This window comes from Bacillus sp. FSL K6-2839, from assembly GCF_038003365.1.
Classification (GTDB): domain Bacteria; phylum Bacillota; class Bacilli; order Bacillales; family Bacillaceae; genus Bacillus.
The window spans coordinates 245,480-264,101 of record NZ_JBBOOZ010000001.1; the positions used below are offsets into that span (position 1 = coordinate 245,480).

The 18,622-nt window shown below is 45.7% G+C and carries 18 protein-coding genes; 17 read left to right on the forward strand and 1 reads right to left on the reverse strand.

Annotation, left to right across the window (positions count from 1 at the left end):
• Positions 1-94: 94 nt before the first annotated feature.
• The 14 genes from purE (at position 95) to ablB (ending at position 14,066) form a co-directional block, all read left to right on the forward strand.
• Positions 95-583: a 5-(carboxyamino)imidazole ribonucleotide mutase gene (purE, locus tag MHH26_RS01125; protein ID WP_058015578.1), complete on the forward strand. Its 489-nt coding sequence runs from the start codon at positions 95-97 to the stop codon at positions 581-583.
• The gene (gene purK / locus MHH26_RS01130) at positions 576-1,718 is read left to right on the forward strand and encodes a 5-(carboxyamino)imidazole ribonucleotide synthase (RefSeq protein WP_340971860.1); all 1,143 of its coding nucleotides are present in this window, start codon (positions 576-578) and stop codon (positions 1,716-1,718) included. Before purE ends, purK begins: the two co-directional genes overlap by 8 nt.
• Complete coding sequence (purB, locus tag MHH26_RS01135) at positions 1,715-3,010, forward strand: adenylosuccinate lyase (RefSeq protein WP_034664786.1); 1,296 nt, start codon at positions 1,715-1,717, stop codon at positions 3,008-3,010. Before purK ends, purB begins: the two co-directional genes overlap by 4 nt.
• A 72-nt stretch (positions 3,011-3,082) precedes the next feature.
• Positions 3,083-3,805, forward strand: a complete 723-nt coding sequence (gene purC, locus MHH26_RS01140; protein WP_340971862.1) for a phosphoribosylaminoimidazolesuccinocarboxamide synthase — start codon at positions 3,083-3,085, stop codon at positions 3,803-3,805.
• Positions 3,798-4,052, forward strand: coding sequence for a phosphoribosylformylglycinamidine synthase subunit PurS (purS, locus tag MHH26_RS01145; RefSeq protein WP_003214349.1), 255 nt, complete (start codon positions 3,798-3,800; stop codon positions 4,050-4,052). The genes purC and purS overlap by 8 nt, the downstream gene beginning before the upstream one ends.
• Positions 4,049-4,732, forward strand: coding sequence for a phosphoribosylformylglycinamidine synthase subunit PurQ (purQ, locus tag MHH26_RS01150; RefSeq protein ID WP_060595681.1), 684 nt, complete (start codon positions 4,049-4,051; stop codon positions 4,730-4,732). The genes purS and purQ overlap by 4 nt, the downstream gene beginning before the upstream one ends.
• The gene (gene purL / locus MHH26_RS01155) at positions 4,716-6,947 is read left to right on the forward strand and encodes a phosphoribosylformylglycinamidine synthase subunit PurL (protein ID WP_106072532.1); all 2,232 of its coding nucleotides are present in this window, start codon (positions 4,716-4,718) and stop codon (positions 6,945-6,947) included. Before purQ ends, purL begins: the two co-directional genes overlap by 17 nt.
• Positions 6,923-8,353, forward strand: coding sequence for an amidophosphoribosyltransferase (gene purF, locus MHH26_RS01160; RefSeq protein WP_034664775.1), 1,431 nt, complete (start codon positions 6,923-6,925; stop codon positions 8,351-8,353). The genes purL and purF overlap by 25 nt, the downstream gene beginning before the upstream one ends.
• Positions 8,354-8,448: 95 nt before the next feature.
• Positions 8,449-9,489 (forward strand): phosphoribosylformylglycinamidine cyclo-ligase, encoded by a 1,041-nt coding sequence (gene purM, locus MHH26_RS01165; RefSeq protein WP_340971865.1) that lies wholly within the window; start codon positions 8,449-8,451, stop codon positions 9,487-9,489.
• Positions 9,486-10,055, forward strand: a complete 570-nt coding sequence (gene purN, locus MHH26_RS01170; RefSeq protein ID WP_106038378.1) for a phosphoribosylglycinamide formyltransferase — start codon at positions 9,486-9,488, stop codon at positions 10,053-10,055. Before purM ends, purN begins: the two co-directional genes overlap by 4 nt.
• Before the next feature lie 15 nt (positions 10,056-10,070).
• Positions 10,071-11,609, forward strand: a complete 1,539-nt coding sequence (gene purH, locus MHH26_RS01175) for a bifunctional phosphoribosylaminoimidazolecarboxamide formyltransferase/IMP cyclohydrolase (protein WP_340971871.1) — start codon at positions 10,071-10,073, stop codon at positions 11,607-11,609.
• Positions 11,610-11,621: 12 nt separating this feature from the next.
• Positions 11,622-12,896, forward strand: a complete 1,275-nt coding sequence (purD, locus tag MHH26_RS01180) for a phosphoribosylamine--glycine ligase (RefSeq protein WP_340971874.1) — start codon at positions 11,622-11,624, stop codon at positions 12,894-12,896.
• A 111-nt stretch (positions 12,897-13,007) separates the two neighbouring features.
• Positions 13,008-13,199 carry a hypothetical protein gene (locus MHH26_RS01185; protein ID WP_034664763.1) on the forward strand — a complete coding sequence of 64 codons (192 nt, stop codon included), beginning with the start codon at positions 13,008-13,010 and terminating at the stop codon, positions 13,197-13,199.
• Positions 13,200-13,220: 21 nt separating this feature from the next.
• Complete coding sequence (ablB, locus tag MHH26_RS01190; RefSeq protein WP_334750938.1) at positions 13,221-14,066, forward strand: putative beta-lysine N-acetyltransferase; 846 nt, start codon at positions 13,221-13,223, stop codon at positions 14,064-14,066.
• Here ablB and MHH26_RS01195 read toward each other — a convergent pair.
• Complete coding sequence (locus MHH26_RS01195; RefSeq protein ID WP_340971877.1) at positions 14,061-15,719, reverse strand: PucR family transcriptional regulator; 1,659 nt, start codon at positions 15,717-15,719, stop codon at positions 14,061-14,063. The two genes, ablB and MHH26_RS01195, sit on opposite strands and share 6 nt — an antisense overlap.
• Before the next feature lie 191 nt (positions 15,720-15,910).
• On the opposite strand from MHH26_RS01195, the gene MHH26_RS01200 reads away from it, so the two are divergent.
• From MHH26_RS01200 to MHH26_RS01210, 3 genes are read left to right on the forward strand one after another with little or no spacing between them, the layout of a single operon-like run.
• The gene (locus tag MHH26_RS01200; protein WP_340971880.1) at positions 15,911-17,275 is read left to right on the forward strand and encodes an aspartate aminotransferase family protein; all 1,365 of its coding nucleotides are present in this window, start codon (positions 15,911-15,913) and stop codon (positions 17,273-17,275) included.
• Positions 17,276-17,287: 12 nt separating this feature from the next.
• Entirely contained in the window at positions 17,288-17,974 is a 687-nt protein-coding gene (locus tag MHH26_RS01205) for a CoA transferase subunit A (RefSeq protein ID WP_340971882.1), read from the forward strand.
• On the forward strand, positions 17,950-18,615 hold the full coding sequence (locus MHH26_RS01210) for a 3-oxoacid CoA-transferase subunit B (RefSeq protein WP_106051947.1): 666 nt from the start codon (positions 17,950-17,952) through the stop codon (positions 18,613-18,615). The genes MHH26_RS01205 and MHH26_RS01210 overlap by 25 nt, the downstream gene beginning before the upstream one ends.
• Positions 18,616-18,622 lie beyond the last annotated feature (7 nt).

Below are 18,622 nucleotides of genomic sequence, written 5' to 3' on the forward strand. Positions count from 1 at the left end.
CGGGCCTTTTTGTTCGGCGTTTGACAAGCTGCTTAGGTTTGGGAAGCGTGTCAAACGATACAAAATCGAATATCAGCTTAAAGGTGGGGACAAAATGAAGCCGCTTGTAGGTGTCATCATGGGAAGTACATCTGATTGGGAAACAATGAAAAATGCGTGCGATATCTTAGAGGAATTAGACATTCCGTATGAAAAACAGGTGGTATCCGCACATCGGACACCTGACTTGATGTTTGAATATGCGGCAGAAGCAAGAGGTAAAGGACTAAAAGTCATCATTGCCGGTGCTGGAGGCGCAGCACATTTACCGGGGATGGTCGCAGCGAAAACGACACTGCCGGTCATTGGTGTGCCCGTACAATCAAAAGCACTAAATGGGCTGGATTCCTTATTATCCATCGTTCAAATGCCAGGCGGTGTACCAGTTGCGACAGTGGCGATTGGCAAAGCCGGTGCAACAAATGCAGGGCTTCTTGCCGCGCAAATGATTTCAGCATTTGATGAAACAATCGCTGCTCGCCTTGAAGAAAGAAGAGAGCAAACAAAACAGACTGTACTAGAAAGCAGTGATCAGCTTGGCTAAGCAGACCATTTTTCCAAACGCAACCATCGGTATTATCGGCGGAGGACAGCTTGGCAGATATATGGCCGTCAGCGCAAAGCAAATGGGATACCGGGCAGCTGTGTTAGATCCAGTCGCACAATCTCCTTGTGGACAGGTTGCTGATACAGAAATCACAGCTGCATATAGTGACCTCGAAGCGATTCGACAGCTGGCAGAAATCAGCGATGTCGTGACATATGAATTTGAAAATATTGATTATGATGCACTTAATCAATTGAAGGAAGAAGCCAATTTACCGCAAGGAAGTGAACTTCTTCTTTTAACTCAAAATCGTGAAACGGAGAAAAAAGGGATTGTAGACGCAGGCTGTGAAGTCGCGCCTTATCGCATCGTTCATGATAAAAAAGAGCTGAAAGACGCAGTAACCGTTCTTGGTTTGCCAGCCGTGCTGAAAACATGCAGAGGCGGCTACGACGGAAAAGGACAGTACGTGATCAAGGAAAAAGGACAGCTTCATGAAGCAGCAGCATTGCTCACACATGGAACTTGTATTTTAGAAAGCTGGGTCCCATTTCAAATGGAGCTCTCGGTGATCGTCACTCGTTCTATTCATGGGGAGATTGCGGTATTCCCAGTCGCTGAGAACATTCATAAGCACAACATTTTGTTCCAAAGCATTGTGCCTGCAAGGGTAGAGGAACGCATTCAGGAGAAGGCAAAAGAGCTGGCAACGACACTGGCTGAAAAGCTGGGGCTAGTCGGTACACTTGCTGTAGAACTGTTCCTGACAAACGAGGGAGAGCTGCTCGTCAATGAACTGGCGCCTCGCCCGCATAATTCTGGTCATTATACGCTCGATTTATGTGAGACGAGTCAGTTTGAACAGCACGTTCGCGCGATATGCGGTTTGCCGCTTGGCGGTACAGCCCTTTTCTCAGAGGGCATGATGGTGAACTTATTAGGCGATGAAGTGGACATCCCAACAGAGCATCCTGAGCTTCTCAAAGAAGCGAAGCTTTATCTATATGGAAAGCATGAAGTAAAAGCCGGCCGCAAAATGGGTCACATGACATTTATGAAACAGATTGATGATGAATGGATGACAAACATCACAAAGATATGGACTGAAAGAGATGGAGGAAACGGGAAATGATCGAACGTTACGCACGACCAGAAATGTCAGCAATCTGGACAGAGGAAAACAAATTTAATGCATGGCTTGAAGTAGAAATTCTCGCTTGTGAAGCTTGGGCAGAGCTTGGTGTTATTCCGAAAGAAGACGTTGTGACCATGCGCAAGAATGCAAGCTTTGATATTGATCGTATTCTAGAGATTGAACAAGACACGCGCCACGACGTGGTTGCCTTTACGCGTGCTGTATCTGAATCTCTAGGAGAAGAAAGAAAGTGGGTTCATTACGGGTTAACATCTACAGACGTAGTGGATACGGCGCTTTCATATTTATTAAAGCAGGCGAACGATATCTTGCTCAAGGACATTGAGAGATTTGTTGACATCCTAAAAGAAAAAGCAAAAGAGCACAAATATACCGTCATGATGGGCCGTACACACGGTGTACACGCTGAACCGACAACATTTGGCCTGAAGCTTGGTCTGTGGTACGAAGAAATGAAGCGTAACCTAGAACGTTTTAAACAAGCAAAAGCTGGCATCGAGTACGGCAAAATTTCTGGTGCTGTTGGCACATATGCGAACATCGACCCGTTTGTTGAGCAATATGTATGTGAGAAGCTTGGCATCAAAGCTGCACCAATTTCCACCCAAACCTTGCAGCGTGATCGTCATGCAGATTACATGGCTACTCTTGCACTCGTCGCAACAAGCATTGAGAAATTTGCTGTTGAAATTCGTGGACTTCAAAAGAGTGAAACACGTGAAGTCGAAGAGTTCTTTGCAAAAGGACAAAAAGGATCATCAGCAATGCCGCATAAACGGAACCCAATCGGCTCTGAAAACATGACGGGAATTGCCCGCGTGATCCGTGGATATATGCTGACAGCTTATGAGAATGTACCACTTTGGCATGAGCGTGATATTTCTCATTCGTCTGCTGAACGCATCATTTTACCAGATGCAACGATTGCACTGAACTACATGCTAAACCGTTTTTCAAACATTGTGAAAAACTTGACGGTCTTCCCTGAGAACATGAAACGCAACATGGACCGCACACTTGGCTTGATTTACTCACAGCGCGTTCTTCTTGCATTAATCGATACAGGCATGGCACGTGAAGAGGCATATGATACGGTTCAGCCAAAGGCAATGGAAGCGTGGGAGAAGCAAGTACCATTCCGTTCATTAGTAGAAGCGGAAGAGAAAATCACATCACGCTTAACACCTGAACAAATCGCTGACTGCTTCGATTACAACTATCATTTGAAAAATGTCGATATGATTTTCGAACGTCTAGGTCTTGCGTAAGAAAAGGGCCGCCTGCTTGTCAGGTGCCCAATCCTGAAAATTGCCAACATTCAAATTAGGAGGCCAACCTGAATGACTGTGAAACAAGAACTTCTCTACGAAGGCAAAGCGAAAAAAATCTATCAGACCGATGACGAGCATATTTTATATGTCGAATATAAAGACTCAGCGACAGCATTTAACGGCGAAAAGAAAGCTGAAATCGAAGGCAAAGGCAGACTGAATAACGAAATTTCAAGCTTAATCTTTCAAATGCTGCATGAGAAAGGGATCAACAATCACTTTGTGAAACGAATCTCTGAAACAGAACAGCTCATTCAAAAGGTGCAGATTGTTCCGCTTGAAGTAGTAGTACGAAATGTGGTGGCAGGCAGTATGTCAAAGCGCCTTGGCATTCCAGAGGGAACGAAACTGGATACACCATTGATCGAGTTTTACTACAAGGATGATGCACTCGGCGATCCGCTCATTACAGAAGATCATATTCACATTTTACATGCAGCGACACCAGAACAGGTCGAGGAAATGAAACAGATCACAAGACAAGTGAATGAAGAGTTAAAGCAAATCTTCTCAGACTGCCATGTGAATTTAATTGATTTCAAGCTTGAATTCGGAATAGATCAAGAGAATCGTATTTTGCTAGCTGATGAGATTTCACCTGATACGTGCAGGCTTTGGGACAAAGATACAAACGAAAAGCTTGATAAAGACGTGTTCAGACGAAACCTGGGCGGCTTAACGAATGCATACGAAGAAATTTTCAAAAGACTTGGAGGCCATAAACATGTATAAAGTGAAAATTTTTGTCAGCTTAAAAGAGAGCGTTCTTGATCCACAAGGAAGTGCCGTGCAGCACGCCTTGCACAGCATGTCTTATCAGGAAGTAAAGGATGTCCGTATCGGGAAATACATGGAGCTTGTCATTGAAAAATCAGATCGTGATTTAGACACAGTCGTCAAAGAAATGTGTGAAAAATTACTGGCCAACACGGTGATTGAAGATTATCGCTATGAGGTGGAGGAGGTTGTCGCACAGTGAAGTTTGCAGTGATCGTCTTGCCTGGCTCTAACTGTGATATCGATATGTACCATGCGATTCAAGATGAGTTAGGTGAACAAGTTGAATATGTATGGCACGACGAAACGAGTCTAGACGGATTTGACGGTGTACTCGTACCAGGCGGTTTCTCTTATGGGGATTACTTAAGATGTGGTGCGATTGCTCGTTTCTCAAACATCATGCCGGCGGTGAAAAAAGCAGCTGCGGAAGGAAAGCCTGTTCTTGGTGTTTGTAACGGGTTCCAAATTCTTCAGGAGCTTGGCATTCTTCCAGGTGCGATGAGACGAAATAAAGACTTGAAATTTATCTGTCGTCCAGTTGAACTCATTGTAGAGAACAACGAAACGCAATTTACAAGCGGCTATCAAAAAGGCGAATCCATTACGATTCCTGTAGCGCACGGTGAAGGCAACTTCTACTGTGATGAAGACACTTTAGCGAAGCTCATTCAAAATGGCCAAATCGCTTTCACTTACGGAGACGATATTAACGGCAGTGTCAATCGAATTGCAGGTATAACGAATGAAGAGGGCAATGTACTCGGCATGATGCCGCACCCTGAGCGCGCGGTTGATTCATTACTAGGCAGCGCAGACGGACTTAAATTGTTTCAATCTATCGTGAAAAATTGGAGGGACACTCATGTCACTACTGCTTGAACCAAGTCACAAGCAAATTAAAGAAGAGAAATTGTATCAGCAAATGGGATTGAGTGATGAAGAATTCGCTTTAATCGAATCCATTATTGGCAGGCTGCCAAACTACACAGAAACGGGCATTTTTTCTGTCATGTGGTCAGAGCATTGCAGTTATAAAAACTCAAAGCCTGTCTTAAGCAAATTCCCGACAAAAGGAGAGCATGTTCTTCAAGGTCCTGGGGAAGGCGCTGGAATCGTGGATATTGGAGACAACCAAGCGGTTGTATTTAAAATCGAATCACATAACCATCCATCTGCGATTGAACCGTATCAAGGAGCAGCTACAGGTGTCGGCGGAATTATCCGTGATGTATTCTCCATGGGTGCGCGTCCAATTGCTGTACTAAACTCTCTTCGTTTTGGTGAACTGACTTCACCGCGCGTGAAGTACTTGTTTGAAGAAGTAGTGGCAGGGATCGCAGGCTATGGAAACTGTATCGGAATTCCTACAGTCGGCGGAGAAGTTCATTTTGATCAAAGCTATGAAGGCAATCCGCTCGTAAATGCGATGTGTGTTGGATTAATCAACCATGAGGACATCAAAAAAGGGCAGGCCAAAGGTGTCGGCAACACGGTGATGTACGTTGGTGCTAAAACGGGACGTGACGGTATTCACGGTGCAACATTTGCGTCTGAAGAATTTTCTGATGAATCAGAAGAAAAACGTTCAGCGGTTCAAGTCGGCGATCCATTTATGGAAAAACTGCTGCTTGAAGCGTGCCTTGAAGTCATCAAAAACGATGCGCTCGTTGGGATTCAAGATATGGGAGCGGCTGGCTTAACAAGCTCAAGCGCGGAAATGGCAAGTAAAGCAGGTTCTGGAATCGAGATGAATCTAGACCTCATTCCGCAGCGTGAAACAGGCATGTCGGCATACGAAATGATGCTGTCTGAATCGCAAGAGAGAATGCTGCTGGTCATTGAAAAAGGCCGCGAACAAGAAATCATTGATATTTTCGAAAAATACGATCTTGAAGCGGTATCAGTCGGTCATGTGACAGACGATAAAATGCTTCGTTTACTCCATCAAGGTGAAGTCGTATGTGAGCTTCCTGTTGACGCTCTTGCAGAAGAAGCGCCGGTTTATCACAAGCCGTCAAGTGAGCCTGCATACTATCGTGAGTTTTTAGAAACAAAAGTTGAAGCTCCAGCCATCACAGATGCAGCCGAAACGTTAAAGCAGCTCCTCCAGCAGCCAACAATTGCGAGTAAAGAATGGGTTTATGATCAGTATGACTACATGGTTCGGACAAATACCGTCGTTGCACCGGGCTCTGATGCGGGCGTTTTAAGAATCCGTGGAACGAAAAAAGCCCTAGCGATGACAACAGATTGTAACGCACGCTATCTCTACCTTGATCCAGAGGTCGGCGGGAAAATCGCCGTCGCAGAAGCAGCACGTAACATTGTCTGCTCAGGCGCGCGTCCGCTAGCAGTGACAGATAACCTGAACTTCGGTAACCCGGAGAAACCAGAAATTTTCTGGCAAATAGAAAAGTCAGCTGACGGTATTAGCGAAGCATGCCGCACGCTAAGCACACCAGTTATCGGTGGGAACGTCTCTTTATATAACGAATCAAATGGAACAGCGATTTACCCAACTCCAGTCATTGGAATGGTTGGTTTGGTTGAAGATACTGCTCATATTACGACTCAATCGTTCCAGCAGGCTGGCGATGTGATTTTCGTCATTGGTGAGACGAAGGAAGAATTCGCAGGCAGTGAGCTTCAAAAGATGACAGAAGGCCGTATTTACGGAAAAGCACCAGACATTGATTTGGATGTAGAGCTGACGCGTCAAGAAGCTCTGCTAGCCGCGATTCAAAACGGTCTCGTTCAATCAGCACACGATGTATCTGAAGGCGGGCTTGGTGTAGCACTTGCTGAAAGTACATTTGGAACAGACGGTCTTGGCGCAGATATCCAAATCGATTTAAACAGCGAAGCTTCCTTATTCAGTGAAACACAGTCACGTTTTGTTGTCACAGTCAGACCAGAGCACCGCGAAGCGTTTGCTGCGGCTGTCAAAGATGCGAAAGAAGTCGGAACGGTCACAAATGATGGTGTATTTACCGTCAAAAATCAAGAAGGACAACAATGGATTCATGCAGCGGTCAACGAGCTTGAACGTGCATGGAAAGGAGCGATCCCATGCTTGCTGAAATCAGAGGCTTAAATGAAGAGTGTGGTGTCTTTGGGGTTTGGGGACACGAAGAAGCCCCGCAAATCACATATTACGGATTGCATAGCCTTCAGCACCGAGGACAAGAAGGTGCGGGAATCATTGCAACAGATGGTGAGAACCTGACATCACACAAAGGCCTTGGACTGATTACGGAAGTCTTTCAAAACGGTGAGCTAAAGGATTTGAAAGGAAAAGGGGCGATCGGACACGTTCGGTATGCGACAGCAGGCGGAGGCGGCTTTGAAAATGTGCAGCCCCTCTTCTTCCGCTCGCAAAACAACGGCAGTCTTGCCCTTGCTCATAATGGAAACTTAGTGAATGCAACGCAGTTAAAGCAGCAGCTAGAGAACCAAGGGAGCATTTTCCAGACCTCTTCTGATACCGAAGTGCTGGCTCATTTAATTAAGCGCAGCGGGCATATTGAATTAAAAGAGCAGATCAAAAATGCGCTGTCCATGCTGAAAGGAGCATATGCTTTCTTAATCATGACGGAAACAGAAATGATCGTGGCGCTTGATCCGAACGGCTTACGCCCGCTTTCACTTGGTATGCTTGGAGATGCTTATGTCGTCGCTTCTGAAACATGTGCATTTGATGTCGTCGGTGCTACGTATTTACGTGATGTGGAGCCTGGCGAAATGCTGATCATTAATGATGAAGGCTTGAAATCTGAGCGCTTCTCGATGAACATAAACCGCAGCATGTGCAGCATGGAATACATTTATTTCTCAAGACCTGACAGCAATATCAACGGCATCAATGTGCATAGTGCGAGAAAGAATCTTGGCAAAAAGCTTGCCGAAGAAGCGCATGTCGAAGCAGATGTTGTGACAGGTGTACCAGATTCCAGTATTTCTGCAGCGATTGGATATGCCGAAGCAACAGGTATTCCGTATGAGCTCGGTTTGATTAAGAACCGTTATGTCGGCCGGACGTTTATCCAGCCGTCTCAAGCATTGCGTGAGCAGGGCGTACGGATGAAGCTGTCTGCTGTGCGCGGGGTTGTCGAAGGAAAACGTGTCGTGATGGTGGATGATTCCATCGTACGCGGTACAACGAGCCGCAGAATTGTCACGATGCTAAGAGAAGCGGGTGCGACGGAAGTCCATGTACGCATTAGTTCACCGCCAATCGCGCATCCATGTTTTTATGGAATTGATACGTCCACACACGAAGAGCTGATTGCTTCTTCTCATTCAGTGGAAGAAATTAGACAGGAAATCGGTGCAGACTCCATTGCATTTTTATCTGTAGACGGTTTAATGGACGGGATTGGCAGGAAGTATGATGATCCGCAGCGCGGTCAGTGTTTAGCATGCTTTACTGGTAAATACCCGACTGAAATTTATGAAGATACAGTTCTTCCGCATGTGAAGGAAACGGTCCTGACGAAATAATCGAATAAAGGAGCAGCAGTCAAGATGAGTTGATATGCTGCTCTTTCATTCTGCCGAAAATACATGGAAAGCAGCAGCTAAAAGGAGTGAATGGGATGTCAGAAGCATATAAAAACGCCGGTGTCGACATCGAAGCAGGGTACGAATCCGTCAAACGAATGAAAACACACGTAGAACGTACAAAACGAGCAGGTGTTATGGGCGCTCTAGGTGGATTTGGCGGTATGTTTGATCTATCTGAGCTGCCATACAAAAAGCCCGTTCTTGTTTCAGGAACAGATGGTGTCGGAACGAAATTAAAGCTTGCCTTTTTAATGGATAAACACGATACGATCGGCGTCGATGCCGTGGCCATGTGTGTCAACGATGTGCTTGCACAAGGGGCAGAACCGCTCTTTTTCTTAGATTACTTAGCCGTTGGAAAAGCAGATCCGCTAAAAATTGAATCCATTGTCAAAGGTGTGGCTGACGGATGTGAGCAGTCTGGTTCAGCACTTGTCGGCGGTGAGACAGCCGAAATGCCAGGTCTTTACACAGAAGAAGAATATGATATTGCTGGTTTTTCGGTAGGTGTCGTTGAAAAGGACGAAATCGTGACAGGAAACAGTATCAAAGAGGGACATTTGCTCATTGGACTCAGCTCAAGCGGAATTCATAGCAATGGATACTCTCTCGTTCGTAAAGTTTTGCTGGAAGACGCTGGTCTTGATCTGCACCAAAGGTATGAACCTTTTACAAGACCGCTCGGTGAAGAGCTTCTTGAACCGACAAAAATTTATGTGAAGCCCGTACTCAAACAAGTAAAAGCCGGCAAAGTTGACGGCATGGCACATGTGACAGGCGGCGGTTTTATTGAAAATTTACCACGTATGCTGCCTGAAGGTCTTGGCGTTGAGATTGATAACGGCTCATGGCCAGTGCCACCAATTTTCTCCTTTATTCAAGAAAAGGGTCAGTTGAAGGCAGAAGAGATGTTCAACGTGTTTAATATGGGCATTGGCTTTGTCTTAGCTGTCAAAGAGGACGATCTTGTGGATGTGATTAGTGAGCTTGAACAGGATGGAGAGAAAGCATTTCTCATCGGACGTGTTCAAAAAGGAGAAGGTGTCACATTCGGCGGTGGAAGCCTCTCATGAAGAAGTTTGCGATCTTCGCCTCTGGAAGCGGAACGAACTTTCAAGCCATTATAGATACGTTAAAAGAAGAACAGTGGCAGGCAGAGGCCGCCATTGTGATTTGTGATAAACCGGGTGCGAAGGTGCTGGAGCGTGCTGAGAAAGAGGGCATTGCCTCCTTTGCTTTTACCCCGAAGGCTTTTCCGAATAAAGCCGCTTTTGAACAAACGATCATCGAACAGCTTAGGCTTCATGAAGTAGAATGGGTTTTCCTTGCTGGGTATATGAGACTGATCGGTCCGACATTACTTGAAGCGTATAGAGGGAAAATCGTGAATATTCACCCATCTTTGCTGCCAGCCTTCCCAGGTCTTGATGCCATCGGGCAAGCCTATCAAGCAGGCGTCAAAGTGGCAGGCATCACCGTCCATTTTGTCGATGAAGGGATGGATACAGGTCCGATTATTGATCAAGCCGCAATTTATATTGAACAAGGTGAAGAGCTTGAATCGATTGAAAAAAGAATGCATGAACTAGAACACACACTATATCCAAAAGTGATCAAATCACTTTTAGAATTATCTTAATGAGGTGACGAAAGCATGACGATCAAACGCGCATTAATCAGTGTTTCCGATAAAACGAATCTTGTACCTTTTGTGAAAGAATTAACAGAACTTGGTGTTGAAGTCATTTCAACTGGAGGTACACATAAGCTTCTTCAAGAGAACGGCATTGATGTCATTGGGATTTCTGAAGTCACTGGATTCCCTGAAATCATGGACGGACGACTCAAAACGCTTCACCCGAACATTCATGGTGGATTATTGGCAGTGAGAGAAAACGATGAGCATATGGCACAGATTGAAAAGCATGGCATTCAGCCGATTGATCTTGTTGTCGTGAATCTCTATCCATTCAAAGAGACGATCTCAAAAGACGATGTGACGTATGAAGAAGCGATTGAAAACATTGATATTGGCGGACCGGGAATGCTTCGTGCGGCATCGAAAAACCACCAAGACGTCACAGTGATTGTCGATCCTCGTGATTATGGTACAGTCGTTCAGCAGATCAAAGAAGGCGGCGTGCCGCTAGAGAAAAAACGTGAGCTTGCGGCGAAGGTATTCCGTCATACGGCTGCTTACGATGCCCTCATTGCGGATTATTTAACGAACTATGTTGGCGAAACGGAGCCAGAGCAGTTCACCGTCACGTTTGAGAAAAAACAATCTCTTCGTTATGGAGAAAACCCGCACCAAGCAGCGACTTTCTATGAAAATGCTCTTCCAAGCAAAGGCTCTTTGGCTACTGCAACGCAATTACATGGAAAAGAACTTTCTTATAACAATATCAAAGATGCAGATGCAGCTCTTCAAATCGTACGTGAATTTACGGAGCCAGCGGCTGTGGCTGTAAAACATATGAATCCGTGCGGTGTTGGTACAGGAGAAACGATTGCAGAAGCCTTTGACCGTGCATTCAAAGCAGATGAAACCTCTATTTTTGGCGGCATTGTGGCACTGAACCGTGAAGTAGACAAACAAACGGCTGACGTGCTGCATACGATTTTCTTAGAAATTGTCATCGCCCCAACGTTTAGCCAAGAAGCACTTGACGTGTTAACAGCGAAAAAGAATCTTCGTCTATTAACACTAGATGTAGAAGCGAATCTTGAGAAAAAAGAAAAGCAGCTGACAAGTGTCCATGGCGGACTGCTCGTGCAGGATATTGATACGTACGGCTTAGAGGAAGCAACCATTTCTATTCCAACAAAAAGAGAACCAACAGAAGACGAATGGAAAGATTTAAAGCTTGCATGGAAAGTCGTCAAGCATGTGAAATCAAATGCCATTGTCCTCGCAAAAGGTCAAATGACAGCAGGGATCGGCGCTGGTCAGATGAACCGTGTGGGCTCAGCGAACATTGCGATTGAACAAGCAGGTGAAAAAGCGAAAGGAAGCGCACTAGGCTCTGATGCATTCTTCCCAATGGGCGATACAGTGGAAGCTGCTGCGAAGGCAGGCGTCACAGCGATCATCCAGCCAGGCGGTTCCATTCGTGATGAAGAATCGATTCAAAAGGCAGATGAATACGGCATCGCCATGGTCTTCACTGGCGTTAGACATTTCAAACATTAAGGGGATGACAGTGTGAACGTATTAATTATCGGCAGAGGCGGAAGAGAGCATACCATCGCATGGAAAGTGAAGCAAAGTGAACTTGTCAGCCAAGTATTTGTCGCACCCGGCAATGATGGAATGACAGATGCTGCGAAGCTTGTACCAATCGATGAAGGTAATCATGAGGCATTAATTCGTTTTGCAAAAGATAATGAAATAGGCTTAACGATTGTCGGTCCAGAGGTTCCTTTAATTGCAGGTGTGGTGGATGCATTTGAAGAGGCAGGTCTAAAGGTATTTGGACCAAATGCAAAAGCTGCGGTTATTGAAGGATCAAAGGAATTTGCAAAAGACTTAATGAAAAACTATGATATCCCGACCGCCGCTTACGCTACCTTCACATCGTTTGAAGAAGCGAAGGCTTATGTGGAAGAAAAGGGTGCGCCGATTGTCATTAAAGCAGACGGTCTTGCAGCAGGAAAAGGCGTGACAGTCGCGATGACACTTGAAGAGGCGATCAACTGTCTGCACGACTTTTTGGAAGATGAAAAGTTTGGCGATGCGAGTGCATCTGTCGTCATCGAGGAATTTTTAACAGGCGAGGAATTTTCACTGATGGCCTTTGTCAATGGAGAAAAGGTGTATCCAATGGTGATCGCGCAGGATCACAAACGGGCATTTGAAGATGACAAAGGACCGAATACCGGCGGGATGGGGGCTTATTCGCCAGTTCCGCAAATTTCAGATGAAGTCGTCCAAAAAGCGGTGGAAGATGTCGTCAAACCGGCGGCTCGCGCAATGGTGCAGGAAGAGCGTCCGTTTACAGGCATTTTATATGCAGGCTTAATGCTGACACCAGAAGGCTCAAAGGTCATTGAATTCAATGCACGCTTTGGCGATCCTGAAACGCAGGTTGTTCTCCCTCGTCTTGAATCAGATCTAGTCCAAGTCTTCCTCGATATTCTAGATGGAAAAGATGTGGACTTGCAGTGGAAAGACACTGCCGCTGTCAGTGTAGTTCTTGCTTCAGAAGGATACCCGGAGGCCTACGCAAAAGGCACACCAATCGGTGCTTTGCAAACGAGTGTGTCTGATGTCGTGACCTTCCACGCAGGAACAAAAAAAGAAAACGATCAATTCGTCACAAATGGCGGCCGTGTAGCGAATGTGACGGCATTTGACGACACATTTGAAGCGGCAAGATCAAGAGTGTATGAAGCCGTTGAAGAAATCATGCAGCCAGGTCTATTTTACCGCCGTGACATTGGCGCCCGTGCGCTGAAGGCTGCGGGGAAATCGATTTAATCAAAACACCTTTCTATCTGTCGAGATGGAAAGGTGTTTTTTGTTCGTGAGAAGGGATGCCGATTGAATATGAAGAAGTAATATGGGATCACGAGTTGATGGGGAGTCAGTATGATCATTCAAGGAATCATTCTATTTGCAATCGTATTACTTATTTTATTTGTCGTGTTCTCAAATCTCATCATGAATGAAGCAAGAAAGCAAAACAAAGTCAAAAAGAGATCAGCCATGATGTATATGAGCATGTCTATATTGGTGAGTATGGCGATTGTCTCATCCATTTGGAAGTTCTTTATTAACTGATTCATAGAGAGGAATGAGTGTATGGTGCAATTGAAGAAACTTGCAAACGAGCGTTTTTCTGCCTTGATCTGTATTGATTCATTTAATGAGCGAATCCGTTTAGATGATTATAGCGGCAGGGTGCGGGATGTTATTCAGTCAGTTCTTCAGGAAGCGGCGGGCTGCAAGGCTTCTAAGGTCATTGTGAAAGTAAGGCGTGAGCATGTGCCGCTTTTTTTAGAAAAAGGTTTTCGGCTTGAAGGGGTGTTTTCTCATTATTTTCTTGGAAGTGACGCTTACGGGATGTCGCTTTTTCTCACTGAGGATCGAATGAACAGTTCGTATTGGCTGGAGGAAGATGAGATCGTCGCATCCATTCAAGCGAAGGAGATGAAAAAAGACCAAGGCACGTGGCAGGATGAGTATGTGATGAGGAAAGCCGATCTGAAGGATATTCACAAGCTGGCAAAGCTCTATGATACAGTCTTTGAAACGTATCCCACGCCAATGAACGAGCCAGATTATATCCAAAAGGTAATGGAGGAAGGGACGATTTTTTATGCCGTTGAACATGACGGACACATTGTGAGTGCGGCATCCGCTGAAATCAATGCGCCGTATGGCCATGCGGAATTAACAGATTGTGCGACCCTTCCATCATACAGAAAACTAGGATTCATGCATCATTTGATTCTAGCACTTGAAAAAGAACTCCAGTCGATGCATATCTATGTCTTTTATTCTCTTGCACGTGCACTGTCCTATGGAATGAATCAAGTGTTTTATCAGCTCGGTTATACGTATACCGGGCGCTTCCAAAACAACTGCTATATTTTTGACAAAATTGAAGATATGAATCTATGGGTCAAAACGCCGAATGAATCATGAAATGGTTCTCATCTGATCAAGCAGACCAGATAGGCGGTACGCCATGATACTGAGCTGCAGCTTCATCCGATCATCAGTGGATTTGAGGCTGCAGCCTGTTCTCGTTTCAATTTGTTTCAGCCGGTAGCTTAATGTATGTCTGTGAATAAACAATTCTCCCGCAGATTTTTGAATATTTTCATTGTGTGCCAAATACACTTCGAGTGTATGGATAAGGTCAGCCCCTTGTTTATTCGTATAAAGCAAAGGACTTAACAGCTCCACGTAAAAGTCATGCAAATTCATACCCGCTTCATTCATTTCAAGAAGCATGCCATATAAGCCAAGCTTTTGATAATGAATGATGCTTTCGTCTGTTTTTAAAAGCGGAAGAAGTCTTGCTGCATACTGCGCTTCCTTCGCGCTTTTTGCAAAGAGACTGATCTGGTCATAGGCTCTCCCGATGCCAATTACAATCGGATGGACAGGAAAAAAATACGACCAAGTGCTCCGGCACTCCTCTGCTGCGCGATACCACTCCGCTTCTTGAAACGCTTTTTTTCCTGCGGGTGTCAGGGCAAAAATGGAATCGAGCCTTGCCTTTAGTAAAAAGGGAATATGTCTGCGTTCAAATATCGACGTGAGTAATTGAGAGAGGCGCTGCATCATTTGATGATCGAGCTGTGTGTGCTGATGCTGAAATTGAAAGTAGATGACCACCTGCTCATCGCTCATATCATATTGCAGCTTTGTTGCTTGTTCGACCACGTAGCTTTCTTCTGTATATTGCTGCTGCAAAATATCATCTAACAAATGTCCCTGCATTTGGTTTTCTGTATCTTGAATGGCCTTTTGCTTCAGCCATTCAATCGCATACACTGCCCCGGCATGCTCAATGGCAATCGCGTCGAGATGATGCCACGCTTCCTTTTTCTTTAAAGACACAATAAACCCGAAAATATCACCCATCGCAATCACCGGACATGCGGCGAGGACAAACGCTCCGCACGTGTCATAGACGAGCCGCCCTTTCTCCTCTGCCTGCTTAAGAAGGGGCATGGTTTCAATTGGTTCACGATCTGTCAGAAAGCCAAAAGCAGGAGAGTACGTCACTTCATCTTTGATGAGATGAGCCGCTGTTTGATGTAAAAAGACATCAAGCACGACAATGTTCGCTGCAGTGAGATGTGCCAGTTCATCTGTAATTTGCGTCACATTTTTATTCCTTACATTTAATTGGGTCAGTCTTTGATGAATCGCTGATGAATATTTAAGCTGATGGAGCTGACTGCTCACGATTTGTTCTAGGACGGCTTTTGTAATGTCTGAGAAATTGATGTGTGGCGGAATTTCGATGAGCGGAATGCCGCTATTTTTCGCCGCTTGAATGAGTGATGTTGGAATTTCCGTTAAGTATACGCCTTTATAAATGGCAATGGCTGAAAGCCTGTGAGATTGAATCAATTCCTCAAGCCGGGCGCGTCTTTCTTGATTGTCTGCAAGTCCAAAGCCTGTTGTGACGAGTAATTCCCCTTTGGAAAGCCTCGAGGTGTCCTCGATAATTTCCACGATGGTCACCCACTGTATGAGGCGGTCCAGTCCATTTTCTCCAGCAAGCAGCTTTGTTCCCTTCATGATATCGAGCGAGAGTGCATCTTTGACGAGAATCGCCATAGACTCATGACCTCCTTTTAAACACTCTTATACACGATGTATAAAAAATGCGTGTGAAATTCGGGCATGTGGCGAATGGAGGATGACTGCCCTCTTGATTAAGCTAATCTTATAACAAGTATACAAAATTTTCTTGCGATTCATGAAAAAAGAAAGATGCAGCTGCTGACAAGAGAGGGAGGAATGGCAAAGTGGAGACCCGGGATTACTTAATCAAACCGATGTTGAATCAGCATTATCCTGTGGCTGTGAAAGGAGAGGGGATTTATTTATATGATCGGGACGGGAAAAAATATTTAGACGGCTCTTCGGGGGCTGTCACGGCAAGTATTGGACATGGCATACGTGAGATCATTGATGCCATGACAGAGCAAGCGGAAAAAGTGAGCTTTACGTACAGATCGCAATTCACAAATGAACCAGCAGAAGAACTTGCCTATGAATTGAGTACGCTTTGCCCAGGTAACCTGAACTGGTCTTTTTTTGTCGGAAGCGGATCAGAGGCAACGGAAACTGCTATGAAAATTGCTATTCAGCATTGGCAGGAGCAGGGGAAGGCTGAGAAAAATCACATTATCTCAAGATGGATGAGTTATCACGGCATTACCCTCGGTGCGCTGTCGATGTCAGGACATATTGCAAGGAGAGAGCGCTTTGAACCATTGCTCGAAAAGCACCCGGTGCTGTCTCCGCCATACAGCTATCGTTCATGGCTGCCAAAGGAAGAGGGCAAGCAGGTCGAATGGTATGTTCAGGAATTTAAAACCGTCATTCAGCGTATAGGAAAAGAGAGGATTGCCGCTTTTATTGCAGAGCCGATTGTTGGAGCAGCGGGAGCGGCGCTTGTACCGCCAGAAGGATATTTGGAAGCGATGAAGCGTGTCTGTGAGGAAAATGACATTTTAATGATTGCAGACGAAGTCATGACAGGCTTTGGACGAACTGGGAAAATGTTTGCGATGGAACATTGGGGCGTCGTACCAGATATTATGGTTCTCGGCAAAGGCATGAGTGCCGGCTATTCACCGATTGCGGCAGCCGTCTCAGCGGATCATGTTATCGCACCGATTCTGAGCGGTTCAGGTTCTGTGATGGCAGGTCACACCTATAGCGGCAATCCGCTTTCAGCAGCCGTCTCACTAGCCGTCATACGATATATGAAAAAACATCAGCTTCCTGAACGAGCGGATCTGTCTGGCCGATATTTAATGAATGCTTTAAAGGATTTGCAAACAAACCATTTCATCATAGGAGATGTGAGAGGAAAGGGACTGCTCATTGGCATTGAGTTTGTCGCAGACCGCTTATCGAAAACACCATTTCCTGCCCATGCTCAAATGACGCATTTAGTCGTTGAGACGGCCAAGCAAAATGGCTTGCTTGTTTATCCAGCAAGCGCTGGAGAGGATGGAGTGGGAGGTGCAGCGGTCATGATTGCACCGCCGCTTTCCATCACGCAGCAGGAGATGGATGAACTCATTCAATTATTTGAGCAGACAATCACGCAGGTCGAACAAGAAGTCATCAATCGAGGGTTTTTCCCATCTGCGATGTAGGGAGGAAAGATGATGAACAAAACAGTGAATGTAGATGAAGTGATCACGCATTTTAGGGACGGCATGACCATCATGTTTGGCGGGTTTGGCGGCGTAGGGTCCCCGCCATCATTGATCGACGCCATCCTAGAAGCCAATATTAAAGATCTGACATTGATCGGAAACGATGCAGGCTTCCCGCAAATCGGTGTTGGCCGGCTGATCACAGAAGGAAGAGTCAAAAAGATCATTGCTTCTCATATTGGCTCAAATCCAATAGCCGGACAGAAAATGCAGGCAGGTACACTAGACGTTCATTTTTACCCGCAAGGCATTCTAGCAGAAAAAATTCGAGCAGGCGGGATGGGCTTGGCAGGCATTGTGACAGATGTCGGCATGGATAGCCTCAATCTCGATGAGAAGCAGCTCGTTCCGCTAAACGGGAAGACATATATCCTTGAGCCTGCGCTGACAGCGGATATTGCCATTGTGAATGCCCTCAAAGCAGACGAAGCAGGAAATCTGATTTTTGATAAAAGTGCACGGAATACAAACCCGATTGTGGCGATGGCAGGAGACTGGACCATTGCGGAAGTGGAAGAGATTGTGCCTGTGGGCAGTCTCCATCCAGAGGAAATCGTGACACCAGGCGTATTTGTGAACCAGATCGTGCAATCAAAAGGAGTGAACTGGACATGGGCATGGGAGACATCGATTTAAGACACCGCATAGCCAAACGCGCGGCGCAGGAAATTGAAGATGGTATGATCGTCAATCTAGGGATCGGCATCCCGACACTTGCAGCTGAATACATCCCAGCGCATTACAGCGTGTGGCTTCATGCAGAAAACGGCATTATGGGGGCAGGAGCCTCACCAGCACAAGGAGAAGAAGATCCGAATTTGTGCAATGCCGGTGGTTTCCCCATTACGTTAGCAAAAGGCGGTTCATACATGGACAGCACGACTGCTTTTGGCATCATTCGAAAAGGCATGCTGGATATGACCATTTTAGGTGCACTTGAAGTAAGCAGTCAGGGTGATCTTGCGAATTGGATTGTGCCGGGCAAACGAGTACCGGGGATGGGCGGAGCGATTGAGCTTGCGCAAAAGGCGAAAAAGGTTGTGGTGGTGATGAGCCACCTTGATAAACACGGTGAGTCAAAGGTGAAATCTGCCTGTACACTGCCCTTAACCGCTAAGTCTTGTGTGGATCTGATTATTACGGATATGGCAGTCATTGAGGTCAAATCACAGCTGCTCATTTTACGTGAAGTCATGCCGCCGTTTCAGCCGGAAGATGTCATAAGGGCGACAGAGGCCCCATTAATTTTAGCGCCTGATGTCAAATCTGTTGTGTAGAAAGGAT

Excerpts from the sequence above, each read along its gene's own strand:
- purE (WP_058015578.1), top strand. The coding sequence starts at position 95 with ATGAAGCCGCTTGTAGGTGTCATCATGGGAAGTACATCTGATTGGGAA.
- purB (WP_034664786.1), top strand. The coding sequence starts at position 1,715 with ATGATCGAACGTTACGCACGACCAGAAATGTCAGCAATCTGGACAGAG.
- purC (WP_340971862.1), top strand. The coding sequence starts at position 3,083 with ATGACTGTGAAACAAGAACTTCTCTACGAAGGCAAAGCGAAAAAAATC.
- purS (WP_003214349.1), top strand. The coding sequence starts at position 3,798 with ATGTATAAAGTGAAAATTTTTGTCAGCTTAAAAGAGAGCGTTCTTGAT.
- purL (WP_106072532.1), top strand. The coding sequence starts at position 4,716 with ATGTCACTACTGCTTGAACCAAGTCACAAGCAAATTAAAGAAGAGAAA.
- purF (WP_034664775.1), top strand. The coding sequence starts at position 6,923 with ATGCTTGCTGAAATCAGAGGCTTAAATGAAGAGTGTGGTGTCTTTGGG.
- purM (WP_340971865.1), top strand. The coding sequence starts at position 8,449 with ATGTCAGAAGCATATAAAAACGCCGGTGTCGACATCGAAGCAGGGTAC.
- purN (WP_106038378.1), top strand. The coding sequence starts at position 9,486 with ATGAAGAAGTTTGCGATCTTCGCCTCTGGAAGCGGAACGAACTTTCAA.
- purH (WP_340971871.1), top strand. The coding sequence starts at position 10,071 with ATGACGATCAAACGCGCATTAATCAGTGTTTCCGATAAAACGAATCTT.
- MHH26_RS01185 (WP_034664763.1), top strand. The coding sequence starts at position 13,008 with ATGATCATTCAAGGAATCATTCTATTTGCAATCGTATTACTTATTTTA.
- ablB (WP_334750938.1), top strand. The coding sequence starts at position 13,221 with ATGGTGCAATTGAAGAAACTTGCAAACGAGCGTTTTTCTGCCTTGATC.
- MHH26_RS01195 (WP_340971877.1), bottom strand. The coding sequence starts at position 15,719 with ATGGCGATTCTCGTCAAAGATGCACTCTCGCTCGATATCATGAAGGGA.
- MHH26_RS01205 (WP_340971882.1), top strand. The coding sequence starts at position 17,288 with ATGAACAAAACAGTGAATGTAGATGAAGTGATCACGCATTTTAGGGAC.
- MHH26_RS01210 (WP_106051947.1), top strand. The coding sequence starts at position 17,950 with ATGGGCATGGGAGACATCGATTTAAGACACCGCATAGCCAAACGCGCG.